Raw genomic sequence first — 12,499 nt, 5'->3', positions numbered from 1 at the left:
CAGAGCATAGGAACGATAGAAGGATAAATTGAGGGTTTGCAACCTACCTCCGTGAGTAAAGCCTTATGTAGATTCAGTTTCTAACCGCTGATTTAACTATTATTTCTAGCAAATGCAACTATATCTATAATAGTAATGATATTATTTTTCAACTATATTTATGTTTAGGCAAATAAATTTAGATAAACAGTATATTTGTATACAAAAACACATGTTCATTAATTACAATTTAATATCTGCAATATGTATTTTATAAAGCAACAATAATTATCAATTTAGTTTGATTCAAATATTTAGATGAATGCTGACAAAATAAATATTACTTTTTGCCTTCAATAAACAGAATCAATTTATGAATGAACTGTGATTTTTATGGCAGAATATTATCATGCATCAAATATTCAAGTTATTAATAAACTAGAGAAAGTCCAATTAGAATAGGCTTAAATATTTCCGAAAACCAGTTTATGGTCAAAGCTAAAATGTTCATTAAGTATGTAATTAAATAAATGTTAAGTTTTTTTTGTAAGCTCAGTACGAACAAATTCATCATTTTTTTTATGAAATGTATAGTTAATAAAGAAGTTTTATTAGGCTGATTTTTAAAGTCTTAAATAGCTTTCAATTGGATGTAAAGTCAAAATATGGATGTGGGGAGTAAGTGTGGTGAGAAAATATTATTCTCACCAGAAAGATAATGTGGTAGCGAGTCATGAAGAAACAGGACTCATCCAGGGGAGACCTGAACCAGACATCTCAACGATTAGAGTGGGAAAAGAGCCATATGCCTTATACAATTCCTAACAACAGTTGCGTTGGATGTGACAACTGCCGCCCCCAATGTCCTACGGGTGCAATCAAAATAGAGAACAATGAATACTGGGTTGATCCTGGTCTTTGTAATAATTGTGAGGGCTATTATTCAGAACCCCAATGTGTGATAGCTTGTCCAACGAATTCTCCAATTCCCTGGCAGGCGAAAAAGGGGAGATGCAAAGTTGAACCTAGAGATGCTACCAGCTTAGACTTGTTTTCTAACGGCAAGAATAACCCATTTGCTTCGGCGATCGCTATTTGGGAAGCTTGTAATGTATTGGCGCAACGCACATCGCTACATTGGGAAACTGATGAAGAAGGCTACCTATCTTATGGGCGACAAGTCAACCAAGGCCGAGGTGCGATCGCCTTTCACATCCAAGATCCATTTAAAGTTAGCGACAAGGCCACAGATTTAGCAGCAATTGAGGGACTTGACATTAGAGCCGCTTGCATACATCTGATTTTTGCAGCTTATGCCACAGCCTTAGAGCAACCTTGGGAGCAAGAATTTGCGATCGACGAGCGACAAATTGAGAAATATTTGGGGATGGAGAAACGCAAGGACTTGAGCAAAGCTGCCAAGCTGGCTTTAATGAAAAATATCGTTCAGCAAGCTTGCTCACTGATTATCTCGATTGATTGGCCTCAACAAGGTCGAATTAATGGATTCTCTGTTACAGGCAGCCGCTTATGGCACTTGGTGGACATTCAGCACCACTTTCAAGAAGACAATCTTGGATGCAAATATCTTGTTGGGCTAACTTTTAAAGTCAGAGCAGGCGTATGGGCACAATATTTCTTAAACAAACAAGCATGTAAAGAGCGAACTGCATTCTATCAATACGGTAGTCTCCCCAAAACGCTACTAACCACAGTCATGAGCATTTGGCAGCAACATGAAGGTGCAGTCCGACTAATGCTATGGTTGCTGTTTAAAACCAAAATGGGCAAAGAACAACGCATTACTATTCCTACCTTGCTGCGGATTGCTTACGGTGAAGAAAAAGTTGCCCTTGCATCCAGACAACGGGAAGAACGCAAACGTCTACTGCGAACTTTTGAAAGCGATTTGGAAATTCTCAATCATTATGGAATGAAACCACTTTTCGACCCAGTTACTTACCCACCAGAAATTCAACCTTTGTGGGCTAAGTTAGTTGATCTTCCTGAAGATCCAGATGAAGCATTAGAATTTTGGACTAATGACGGTGGTGCTGAAACTCGTCTCACAGACACAGGCCCCCGTGGTAAGTGGAATCTGCTAATGAATGCGCGGATTTTGGCTTTTGAACTCCCACCAGAGTGGGAACAGCAAATCTCAGAATCAGAAAAAAAGAAAACAAGAACTGCTAAAGCCAAAAGCAAGCCCAAAACTACAAACGATTTGCTGGGTGAACAGATTTTGCAGGCGCGAAAAAGTTTGAATCTCTCCCAAAGGGAGTTGGCAAAGCTCACAGGTAAAAGCCAAAGCTGGATTCGAGATATCGAAAATGGTCGTTTAAAAGCCAAATTAGAAGACCAAGTACTGTTACGAAAAGTACTAAATATGGCTCAATCTTGATTTTGGATTTGGAATTTGGGTTTTAAGTGAGGAGTTGTACTAATTTTCCAAAATCAGGCTACAGATACAAGCCTGGAAACCCAGATGAAATCTGACTGACTTTCTTAATTACGTTAGAGTCTGCGTACCCCTACGGGGAAGCAAGCTACACGCAGCGTCTCACCGAGAGCATCATTACGAATTACGAATTATCGAATTAGGTAGATGCATACCCCTAGCTTTTTATGCACTATAACTCATCACCTTACTAGAACTAAGCCAAAGACTAGCTATAGCATATTTAGTGACGACCAACTCTTGTGTAGCATTGCATGAACTCTTCAGTTGTTGAGTCTTAGTTTCATCTTTCACAAGTTTAGCCTGGTAAGTGTAGAGAGAACCAGAAGGTTGTTCAAAACTTAGCTCACCCAGAATAGTATTATTGTCTAAACTTTGCTCCAAAATTTTGCCTGCAACTTTGTAGTTAAACCAATCCCATCCATTGCAGAGGATTAGTTCTCTTTCCAAAATCTGAAGTGCAGCAGGCAGAATTCCCCAGCCTCGATAGACTTTATTTAAGCATTGAATATCGCCAGTTCGAGTCAAAATTGATCTAAATGAATCTTGATCGATACGACCGTAGTATCTTCCTTCTGGCAAGTCTATGACTGTTGGTGCAAACCGATGTCCACCAAAGTGTGATGATTTCCAAACTCGCACATTGTCTAAGCACAAATCAGCATTACTCGCTGTAACATTGAAGTAAAAGGGAGTGCCAAATCTGGCACAGCACTTATCATGGCTACCGTGGGTACACACTAAAATATCTTTAGTTGCACTGGTTTCTACCTGAGAGTTAGAACTGATACCCCATAACCATTTTTGGACAATTGCTGCTACTTGCTCAATATTTGCTAGCTTAAACTCTTGCTTATGGTATCCATTACTTAGTCCCTCTTCTTTTTGATAAATCAAAAGCGTAGTGTGGTTTACTTTGTGTGATACATCATTAGCAATTAAGAGGAATCTAATCGGTAGTTTAGCACGCTTTACTTCCTTTACCAAAATCCTCAAATTCTCAGGCACCCATTTGGAATTAAAGGCTTCTGATGTCCAAGGTAAAGGACACTCAACTAAAATATAAGTTTGATAATTAGTGGCGCTACCAATAACATCTTCTCCCGCTTGCTGTGAATCGTCAGAACAAAAAAAAGTATTCATCTCGCTGTACTCATTAGCATATTTTATGGACAAAAGGTATTACAAAATACAATTGTGTTTTTAGCTACAATATCCTTGGCTAAAGGAGATAAAAAAGAACAATATTCATTTCCCATTTCAAACTAGGTAGCCACTTAATAACATCATTGTTGATCAAGGTCTTTCCGGTTAATAAATTATCCATAATAGAGATAAACAGCGTCAAGATAGATTTTTCCGTATGACCGATGTTAATTTTGTATGTAGTTTTATTGCTATTTGGTATTTTATAAATTTTCACTTGCTGAAACTCGGCTTTTCTGAACTTGGTTTCTTTCCCAAAATCAAATATGTTCAATTTTGTGCAATCCCATGGAGAGTAATAGGCAATAAACGTGCTTATAATATCCATGTAGCTGATATTACAATCAAAAATATTCCTATAGCAATATAGTTATCTGAAGTTTTGCTGAAATTATCTACATAGCAAGTTACAGTGCCTGTTTTTACACATAAATATCTAATTTTGTATTGTTCTTGTGATGAATATATTCCTAAAGATAGATGCTATAATACATGAAAAAAATAAAATCCTTTGGTAGCCAATACTGTTTTAAAACTTTTTCCCCACTTCTCCTTTTAATCTATTTATCCATATATCTATATTGCAAACAATTCTCAATTGCTTGAGAAAAAATAAAAACAATTGAGTTAGGGGTAAATGCTTTAGTGCCCCGTACTTCATGCCTCATAAATTAATGTTCAAAACTAGTGACTAATTATTAGCAGCGTCACTGACATCAACATTAACAAACCTGTTATTTACCCTTTACCTAATCTAACTTCCTGAAGCTCATGTCAGGGTTTGATTATATCCATCTGCTTTGACTGTAACTGAACTCAATAATAAATGCAAGTATTTGAGAATCCTTATAATTTCTTTATACTTTGTCGCCTCTAAAAGGTTGGTTAAATCAAGGTTAACAGGCATTTTATCGTGGAGATAGCTCACTTGAGTAAGCATTGATTCTTTCAATACAATAGATAAAGTTTAGCAATTGTGACAAATTGTTGCCAGTAGGGGTACACACCTGTGCTACCCTACTAATCCAAATATCTGTAGCTATGGCGATCGCATATTTCTATTTTCATGCAGAATTGAATCATTTTTTACCACGGCATCACAAGCAAGTGAGAATCTCCCATTTTTTTGAGGAGAAAGCCTCAATTAAGGACATGATTGAGTCTTTGGGTGTCCCTCATCCAGAAGTTGATTTTATAAATGTTAATGGTGAATATGTAAATTTTTCTTACATAGTTTCGGATGGAGATACGATTAATGTTTATCCAATTTCAGCTAGGGGTGTTATTATACCAAGCGTTTCGGTTCTACCAAAACCGCTCAGTATTATCCGTTTTGTTTTAGATATTCATTTAGGCAAACTAGCAACATCTCTAAGACTTTTAGGCTTTGATACTTTATACCGCAATGACTATGAGGATGAGAAATTAGCCCAAATATCCTCCAGCCAAGGGCGGATTCTCTTGACCCGTGATAAAGGTCTATTGATGCGTAGTTTGGTAACGCATGGGTATTACGTTAGAAACACTAACCCTCAACAACAAATTTTAGAAGTACTGCAACGTTTTCACTTGTTTAAATTAATCTCACCATTTAAACGGTGTTTGCGTTGCAATGGATTATTAGAATCTGTAGATAAGCAATCGATCATTGACCAAGTGCCAGAGAATGTCCGATCGCAGATTGATCAATTCCAGCGTTGTCAAGACTGCGATCGCATTTATTGGAAAGGTTCACATTATGAACGATTACAACAGTTTATTGATGGAGTACTTAACTCACAAAGAGGTGAGTAATTTAGTCATGATAATTATTTACCCAGCTGAAATATTCCCACTAATTATTTGACTACCGCCCATTCTTGGATCTTCATCTTCGCGATTCAAATCATCAGGAGTGAGGTTTTGCTTACTTTGTCCACTAACTTCGTCTGGTTCAATGATATCTGCCTCTTGAGCTTTATCCATATCAATAGAGCGAGGAGGTTCTTTAGCGTGAGATAAATCGATAAGTGGATTGGGTTGATCTGGAGTCATAAGTTGCTAAATAATAATGTGGTTTTCTCTAGTGTTAAATGTATCTTGAGCGCAAACATCTTTCCTGAGAAATAAACCACGCGCTGTGATGGTGTAGAAGGAGTATAAAAGACTGTGACATTGATCCTAGCTCTCGATTTTGGCGGAACTAAGCTGGCGGCAGCAACTGTAAATATCGGTTCTAGAAAGTGGTTGCGTTATGAACGTCGTCTCTCGCCAGCGAATCCAAATGCTAGTAGTGACTTGGAAATTATGCAATCGCTCATTTACTCATTGCTGGAAGACACAAAACCAGCTGCGATCGGTGTCAGCTTTGGTGGGCCAGTTGACGCTTCCACGGGGACGGTGCGACTATCTCATCATGTCGCTGGATGGGAAAACATTCCCCTCAAAGGGTTCTTGGAGGAGGAGTTTGGTGTTCCTGTGGGTGTGGACAACGATGCTAATGTTGCTGCTTTGGGAGAACATCGTTTTGGTGCGGGACAGGGATACGATAGTTTGTTTTACATCACTGTCAGCACTGGCGTGGGTGGTGGTTGGATACTCAACGGTAAACCTTGGCGGGGTGCTGGTGGAATGGCTGGTGAAATTGGACACATGGTTGTAGATCCTGCTGGGCCAGTTTGTTTATGTGGCAAGCGGGGATGTGTGGAACGTTTGGCTTCTGGGCCTTATATGGCGCAAAATGCTAGGGAAATTTTGGAGAACGTAGACGCACCAGCGGCTTCCCGGAGGGTACCGCCAAGAAGCCAAGGAGAGGTCTTGAGGGGTTTGGTGGGGGATAATTTAACGTTATTGACAGGGCAATTGGTAAGTGAAGCTGCGGCGGCTGGGGATGATTTGGCTAAGGAAGTTTTGCACAAGGCGGCTTGGGCGCTGGGTATGGGCATTGGTAATGTGGCGAACCTGATGAATCCACAGCGCTTTGTGTTGGGAGGCGGTGTAACGAAGGCGGGGGAGTATTTCTGGCAGGTGATGCGTCAAGTGGCGCGGGAGACAGCTTTGCCCGAGGTTGATTTTGAAGTTGTGCCGGCGGTGCTGGGGGATGATGCGCCTTTGTGGGGGGCTGTGAGATTGGCTGAAATCAAGATGTCTGAATAAAGGAGATTACAAAAATCACCCAATCATTCCTGTAGAAAACTTTTCGGCTAGACATTTGTTTTTCCTTGATCAAGACTAAATGCATTGCCAAAATTTAGGAATTATCGAAATTATCAGATAGCCATTGCACAAATATCATAGCCTCTTGATATTAGTCGTATACTTCTTTAGCAGTCTTATCGATTGTATAGTTTGCAAAGTTCTGATGAACTAGACAATTCCTCATATTGCATAACTCTAAAAAAGCTTTTAGCGCAATATCCAATCTAGGCTATTTTTTGATTTTTTGTACTAATTGATTTTTAAAATCCTCACCAAACAATCCAAAAAATTAATCATTGAAGAATTTCTTCATATACATTGAATTTTTCTCGCCGACTTACTTAAGTCAAAACCAAATTATCCCGGTGAATCACAGTTTCTACACCGACATAACCTAAAATTGTCGAAATTTCCCGTGAATGATGTCCACAAATCTTTTGCAGTTCATTGCTGTTGTAATTCACAAGTCCTCTACCAATTTCGTTACCGTTGGTGTCACACAATTGCACGGCGTTTTGTGCGTCAAACTTTCCTTCTACTGCCTTAATTCCAGCTGCTAATAACGATTTTCCCGCTAGAGAAATTGCAGCGATCGCACCTTCATCTAAATGCAATTTACCCGCAGGTACAAGACCGTAAGCTATCCAACGTTTACGCGCAGAAGTTGGTTCAGGTTGCGGTTCAAAATGCGTCCCAATAAGTTCACCTTGGATAATTTTTTCGATATTGCGGGGAAATCGTCCTTGGGTAATTACAGTCCGCACTCCAGCAGCAATGGCAATCCTTGCAGCCGAAATTTTTGTCACCATACCGCCAGTACCCCACTGAGAACCTTGGGAACTTGTTTGTATCTGTAATTGAGCCAATTCTTTAATGCTACTAACTAAAGCGATCGGTCGGGCATCTGGCACGGAACGCGGATCGGCTGAGTACAGCCTATCGACATCGGTGAGCAAAAATAGCCAATCTGCTTTTACTAGGCTGGCAACCAATGCCGAAAGGGTGTCATTGTCGCCAAATTTTAGTTCGTCTATTGCTACGGTATCATTTTCATTGACTATAGGAATCACTCCCAGTCCCAGTAATTCTTTAAAAGTGTTGTAGACATTGAGATAGCGGCTGCGCTGTACCAAGTCATTCCGAGTCAGTAATACTTGAGCAATTGGCTGTTGTAAAGTAGTAAATAAATCATCGTATACCCGGATTAACCTGCCTTGCCCGACTGCTGCTACAGCCTGTTTCAATGCGATCGCCTTGGGACGTTCGGTTAAGCCCAACCGCGCACATCCCACCCCCACAGCCCCAGAAGAAACCAAAATTACTCGATGTCCCTGGCGTCTTAAATGACAGAGTGTTTCCGCCAAAGTGGCGATGGTAGAAAGTGCTAATTGTCCTGTTTCTGGTTGAGTTAGGCTAGAAGTGCCGATTTTGACAACAATTGTTAGTGACATCTTTCAATTTTAGATTTTAGATTTTAGATTAGACATCTTGCATAAGTTTTTTTAGACTTGCCCTAAGGCACACGCTACGCGAACAGACTAAAGCCTATGGAAACAGCCTTTTAGGCTTAAAATCCACCCACAGAGAAGTCTATTTTAGATTCAATCCAAAATCCAAAATCGTTCGACTGAGCGACTTGTACTGAGCGAAGTCGAAGTCTAAAATCCAAAATTGTAAAGCGCCAATCCCTCTATAGTGAAGGCTGACGCTTTACGGGTGGATATTTACTTAGTATAAATTAAGGTCTTTTTGGCTGATCCCATGTTATTAATACTTATGATCCCCGATTTTTGAATTACATGAAGATTCCTTAATTATTTCTTTAGATTTACTTTTCTGACGATTTCTCAACTTTTGTGAATCTTGGTTTTCTTGGGGGTAATAGAGGCTCCGAGAATTTCAGATATCCAAACTTCAAAGTTGCGGATAGGATGAGAACGCAGAGCTGCATCTGTATGAATGATCGGTTCGACTAAAATGGTAAACATCCCCAAGCGATTACCTGCTAAAACATCGGTAAATAAGCGATCGCCTACCATCCCCACTTGATGCACTGGTAGATCCATTGCCCTAAGTGCTGCCCTAATTTTGCGTCGGGAAGGCTTGGCTGCACCTAAGTAGTAAGGTAGGTTGAGCGATCGCGCAATTCCACCAATTCGCGCTTCACTGAGGTTGTTACTCACCAAGCACAATGCAGTACTGGCACGAATTTGCTCCACCCAATACTGTAGTTCTGGTGAAGCCACCCCTACTCTAAAGGGTACTAAGGTTTCATCTACATCCAACACCAGCCCCTTCAGTCCGTATTTTTGAATAATATCTAGTGTTAGGTTCAACACTGAACCCTCTAAAATCAAGTCAGGCTGTAAAAGATTGTTCCAGATCATAGTCAACAGTCAAATGTAGATAGCTCAGACAAATGAGCATAACCCAATATAGTTTAGTTAGTCGAACTCCATCCTGGAATATCTCCCTGAACACTTTGAGATAAAATCGCTAAAATCTTATCTATTTCTTTGATGTAATAATTACTCAAATCAATAAATATATCGTTTTCATCTAACTTCAAAAACTTCCAAATATCCCCTGTTGTTACCGCACCGGAAATTTTTCTGATTTCATTTCCTTCTTGTTGATTAAACAATTGTGCTGCCAACATTGCGGCCGCATATTGACCTAATCCACCTTGCACATAAATCAGTTTCTTCATCAATACGGATGCTAAATGACTTTTTAAATTTACTTAATGTAAAGTCGCTATAAGCCATTTTCAGCACCTCATACCAATTTTGGATTTTGGGTCGCACCTTTGGTGCGCTTCCAGCGCAACTTGAATTTTAGATTTAAAATCCTTGCCAAAATGCTTTTTTCAGAATCTTAAAGAACACAAACTATCCCAATTTTGTGTCAATGTTTCATTGCTTCCACATTTAATGGGACATGACAAAAGGTTTAAGTAGATTTTGATTACAATGAAAATTCTCAATTAAAAAATTCAAAATGAAAATGTAACATTTTGAATTTTTAATCTTATTCCACTTCATTAAAAAGATGTTCCTCTAACAGAGGTTGCACTTGGCGAAACTCCTCTGGAGAGAGTAATTCAGGTTCACCTGTTTTTGCTATCCGTGCAAAAAATAACAGGGGATCGAGGGGTGTATAAATTGCATACTCCTGATCTTCATCATAGAAGCTAGCGAGTAGCTGTAATTGCTCTGGCTCTAAATCTGCCTCTTCGTCTTCGATTTCTAAGGTGAAGAGTTCTGATTCTTCAACTGGAGGTAAATCACCTGCAACTGTCAAAGCGTATGCTGTGTTCTTCAGTATCAGGTTCTGCTCAGATAGTACAGCTTGGGCATTAGCAAAAATTTGATCAATGGTGGTGTCATCTTCTACCAGAACCGCTTCTTCTTCCTCACCGTCACCTTCCCAAGAAAAAATTTCTACAGGTGAGTCTACAGGAAGAAGCAAAACGTATTCTTGTCCATCTACCTCCAGGGAATGCTCTATGTAACATTCGAGCGATCGCCCTTTGTCATCGGTTAAAGTGATGGAACCCGCATGAGCGTTATCATTTTCTTCAGAGAATGGAGAGGAAAACATAGCCGAAATGTAGAAATTTAATAAATACCAGCAAGTTTGGAAATCGCTGAACTGCTTAATGACATATATGTCAATCAAATAGCTTTATACGTAGATACAACTGCTGGCTAATCGTTTTCAGAATATCATGTTAAAAGGTATCAATACTCAATAGCCGCCACTGAACTGCGGGATTTAGCACGCTTAACATCTAGCCATTGTTGTAAAATCAAAGCGGCTGCCTTGCGGTCAATCAAACCTTTATGGCGTGACGGGGAGCGGTTCTCAGCTATCAGCAGTTGCTCTGCTTGAAATGAAGTTAATCGCTCATCCACATATTCCACAGGCAGTTTCAGTGCTCTAGCAAGTCTTATAGTAAATTTCTGAACTTGACGTGCCTGAAATCCTATTGAGCCATCCATTGAATAAGGTAAGCCCATAACTAGGATTTGCACCTCACGTTCATTAACTATTTGCCGGATTTGCTCGACATCCTGCTCAAAAGATGTCCGATCAATTGTGGTAATCCCCGTGGCAATTAAACCCGTGCGATCGCACCCTGCTACTCCAATCCGCTTGCGACCGAAATCCAGTCCCAACGCTGAAATAAACGGTTTTGGTTGCTCTTGGGATATCACACTAATTCTCCTGCTGTGCATCTGCTGATTCAGGAATCGGCGATGCTTCCATGCTAGGGTTTTTTACCGAAAAGTTAATCGTTTCTAACTTGCTTGGCAGTGGTTTCTCTGCCGATGGCAGTTTTCCTGGTTGTATCCATGACATCCCGCCTGGTATCGGTTTACGGGCCGGTTGTAAACCTTGAAGCATATCAGTCCACTGAATTCCTTCTAAGGAGACAAATTTAGACTCCCGTAGCTTGTGCCACACAGAGCGAGACATAACTAATGTGTGTTCTATGCGTTTTGCTCCAATTCGTTCCAAATACTCTTCTCTCTCTGCCTGATAGTCTGAGGAAGCTAGTTGTAACCCTTGCTGGGGAAAATCTTGAGCAATCCGAGCCAGTTGAGATAGTAACTCTGGATACAGCCAGGTGTAAGCAGGATGAACCGTCAGCGTTGCCACGTGGGGAACTTCGCCCTTACGGTCAAGTTGCACCTGAAAATAGCCGATCGCAGCCTTGCGTTGGGGTTCAAATACGTAACCACTGACTACTTCTGTTTTGGTCAGCCATTGCTTGACTGCATCAGTTAAAGCGCCAAACAAACTGGTTTTAAAATCGCGGGTATTGCGGTCAAAAACTTGACGTACCAGAGGTGGCATAGATGCCGTATCAAGTTGATACAGCAACTGGGCATCAGCATTACTCACTGGCAAGAGATTGGGCAAATCTGGTTCTGCTTGTGTCAATTCAACCAGTAATTCTGGCCCAATTTCCCAGTACGTCATTTCTGCCAGACGCTGGAATCCATTTTGTCGATATAGTGCCAGCGCCTCAATATCGTTGATGTTAACTTCCAGTAGCCAAGTCCGAGCTTCCAAAATCGATTCAAAGCAATGACGCAAAAGTTGCGAGCCAATTCCTTGTTTATCGACACCACGCTCTAACAATACTTGATCAATGCGCCAAGTGCTGTGTGTCCGGTTAAACGGTGACACTTGAATCATCCCTACAAGCATCCGCCCTTGCTCTGCTACATAGGCACAGAGGCGATACTGTAGCGGGTTAGGAAACCAACTCAAAAATTTGAGTAATCCATACCAGCGACGCAGCCTTTGCATCTGGCTTATAGCAAAACCTCCTCCTTGGGGAGTATGGGCTGCGAATGACTCTTGAGTTATGCGCTCAATCCCGTCCAGATCCCGGTATTGGACTGGTCGGATAACAACGCTGAGGTTTCGGGGAAGTAATGAAGTCATTTTAATTCGAGCCGCCATTCAGCCTTAACTAACTGCTCTTCAAAGGAACTGCTGCAATAATATTAACTAGTTTCTGCCCCTTACTATTGCGCCAAAAGGGTGATTTTAGTAACTCAATACTTAAAAAAAGCAGAAAAAGCAGACCTTGTGAGAACACCATTGGCATTGACCCAACAACATCTGCCTTTATTTTATTTGAATTTTGATTAAAATTTGTAT

At 40.4% G+C, this 12,499-nt stretch carries 11 protein-coding genes and 1 pseudogene; 3 read left to right on the top strand and 9 right to left on the bottom strand.

Translation table 11 applies throughout. The annotated features are described in order from the left end of the window. Nucleotides 1–784: 784 nt before the first annotated feature. Nucleotides 785–2,380 carry a helix-turn-helix domain-containing protein gene (locus tag V7K49_RS02505; protein ID WP_335204434.1) on the top strand — a complete coding sequence of 532 codons (1,596 nt, stop codon included), beginning with the start codon at nucleotides 785–787 and terminating at the stop codon, nucleotides 2,378–2,380. 222 nt (nucleotides 2,381–2,602) lie between these two features. Here the strand turns inward: V7K49_RS02505 and V7K49_RS02500 are convergent, their stop codons facing one another. After that, the gene (locus tag V7K49_RS02500) at nucleotides 2,603–3,580 is read right to left on the bottom strand and encodes a sucrase ferredoxin (protein ID WP_335204388.1); all 978 of its coding nucleotides are present in this window, start codon (nucleotides 3,578–3,580) and stop codon (nucleotides 2,603–2,605) included. 832 nt (nucleotides 3,581–4,412) lie between these two features. Next, the gene (locus V7K49_RS02495; protein ID WP_335204387.1) at nucleotides 4,413–4,583 is read right to left on the bottom strand and encodes a hypothetical protein; all 171 of its coding nucleotides are present in this window, start codon (nucleotides 4,581–4,583) and stop codon (nucleotides 4,413–4,415) included. Between the two features lie 101 nt (nucleotides 4,584–4,684). Between V7K49_RS02495 and V7K49_RS02490 the strand changes: the two genes are divergently transcribed. Then, nucleotides 4,685–5,437, top strand: a complete 753-nt coding sequence (locus V7K49_RS02490) for a Mut7-C RNAse domain-containing protein (protein WP_335204433.1) — start codon at nucleotides 4,685–4,687, stop codon at nucleotides 5,435–5,437. Between the two features lie 18 nt (nucleotides 5,438–5,455). Here V7K49_RS02490 and V7K49_RS02485 read toward each other — a convergent pair whose 3' ends face one another. Beyond that, nucleotides 5,456–5,677 carry a hypothetical protein gene (locus V7K49_RS02485; RefSeq protein ID WP_335204386.1) on the bottom strand — a complete coding sequence of 74 codons (222 nt, stop codon included), beginning with the start codon at nucleotides 5,675–5,677 and terminating at the stop codon, nucleotides 5,456–5,458. A 114-nt stretch (nucleotides 5,678–5,791) separates the two neighbouring features. Between V7K49_RS02485 and V7K49_RS02480 the strand changes: the two genes are divergently transcribed. After that, nucleotides 5,792–6,778 (top strand): ROK family protein, encoded by a 987-nt coding sequence (locus V7K49_RS02480; RefSeq protein ID WP_335204384.1) that lies wholly within the window; start codon nucleotides 5,792–5,794, stop codon nucleotides 6,776–6,778. A 383-nt stretch (nucleotides 6,779–7,161) separates the two neighbouring features. On the opposite strand, the gene proB is transcribed toward V7K49_RS02480, so the two are convergent. From proB to V7K49_RS02450, 6 genes and pseudogenes are all read right to left on the bottom strand, one after another. Beyond that, nucleotides 7,162–8,271: a glutamate 5-kinase gene (gene proB / locus V7K49_RS02475; RefSeq protein ID WP_335204383.1), complete on the bottom strand. Its 1,110-nt coding sequence runs from the start codon at nucleotides 8,269–8,271 to the stop codon at nucleotides 7,162–7,164. Between the two features lie 396 nt (nucleotides 8,272–8,667). Next, entirely contained in the window at nucleotides 8,668–9,207 is a 540-nt protein-coding gene (locus V7K49_RS02470) for a YqeG family HAD IIIA-type phosphatase (RefSeq protein ID WP_335204382.1), read from the bottom strand. Between the two features lie 53 nt (nucleotides 9,208–9,260). Continuing rightward, nucleotides 9,261–9,512 (bottom strand): annotated as a pseudogene (locus V7K49_RS02465) (hypothetical protein); the annotation flags it as partial. Between the two features lie 338 nt (nucleotides 9,513–9,850). Beyond that, nucleotides 9,851–10,423: a DUF3727 domain-containing protein gene (locus tag V7K49_RS02460; protein ID WP_334872431.1), complete on the bottom strand. Its 573-nt coding sequence runs from the start codon at nucleotides 10,421–10,423 to the stop codon at nucleotides 9,851–9,853. Nucleotides 10,424–10,563: 140 nt separating this feature from the next. Then, nucleotides 10,564–11,061 carry a Holliday junction resolvase RuvX gene (ruvX, locus tag V7K49_RS02455; RefSeq protein WP_335072473.1) on the bottom strand — a complete coding sequence of 166 codons (498 nt, stop codon included), beginning with the start codon at nucleotides 11,059–11,061 and terminating at the stop codon, nucleotides 10,564–10,566. After that, nucleotides 11,042–12,298, bottom strand: coding sequence for a GNAT family N-acetyltransferase (locus V7K49_RS02450; protein WP_335204381.1), 1,257 nt, complete (start codon nucleotides 12,296–12,298; stop codon nucleotides 11,042–11,044). Before V7K49_RS02450 ends, ruvX begins: the two co-directional genes overlap by 20 nt. Nucleotides 12,299–12,499: the final 201 nt, after the last annotated feature.

Source organism: Nostoc sp. (assembly GCF_036919675.1).
Taxonomy (GTDB): domain Bacteria; phylum Cyanobacteriota; class Cyanobacteriia; order Cyanobacteriales; family Nostocaceae; genus Nostoc.
This window is presented reverse-complemented; position numbering and strand designations above follow the sequence as displayed.

What these genes read in the sequence shown, in the direction of transcription:
- V7K49_RS02450 (WP_335204381.1), bottom strand. Translation starts at nt 12,298, where the DNA reads ATGGCGGCTCGAATTAAAATGACTTCATTACTTCCCCGAAACCTCAGC.
- V7K49_RS02490 (WP_335204433.1), top strand. Translation starts at nt 4,685, where the DNA reads ATGGCGATCGCATATTTCTATTTTCATGCAGAATTGAATCATTTTTTA.
- proB (WP_335204383.1), bottom strand. Translation starts at nt 8,271, where the DNA reads ATGTCACTAACAATTGTTGTCAAAATCGGCACTTCTAGCCTAACTCAA.
- V7K49_RS02470 (WP_335204382.1), bottom strand. Translation starts at nt 9,207, where the DNA reads ATGATCTGGAACAATCTTTTACAGCCTGACTTGATTTTAGAGGGTTCA.
- V7K49_RS02505 (WP_335204434.1), top strand. Translation starts at nt 785, where the DNA reads ATGCCTTATACAATTCCTAACAACAGTTGCGTTGGATGTGACAACTGC.
- V7K49_RS02460 (WP_334872431.1), bottom strand. Translation starts at nt 10,423, where the DNA reads ATGTTTTCCTCTCCATTCTCTGAAGAAAATGATAACGCTCATGCGGGT.
- V7K49_RS02500 (WP_335204388.1), bottom strand. Translation starts at nt 3,580, where the DNA reads ATGAATACTTTTTTTTGTTCTGACGATTCACAGCAAGCGGGAGAAGAT.
- V7K49_RS02495 (WP_335204387.1), bottom strand. Translation starts at nt 4,583, where the DNA reads ATGCTTACTCAAGTGAGCTATCTCCACGATAAAATGCCTGTTAACCTT.
- ruvX (WP_335072473.1), bottom strand. Translation starts at nt 11,061, where the DNA reads ATGCACAGCAGGAGAATTAGTGTGATATCCCAAGAGCAACCAAAACCG.
- V7K49_RS02485 (WP_335204386.1), bottom strand. Translation starts at nt 5,677, where the DNA reads ATGACTCCAGATCAACCCAATCCACTTATCGATTTATCTCACGCTAAA.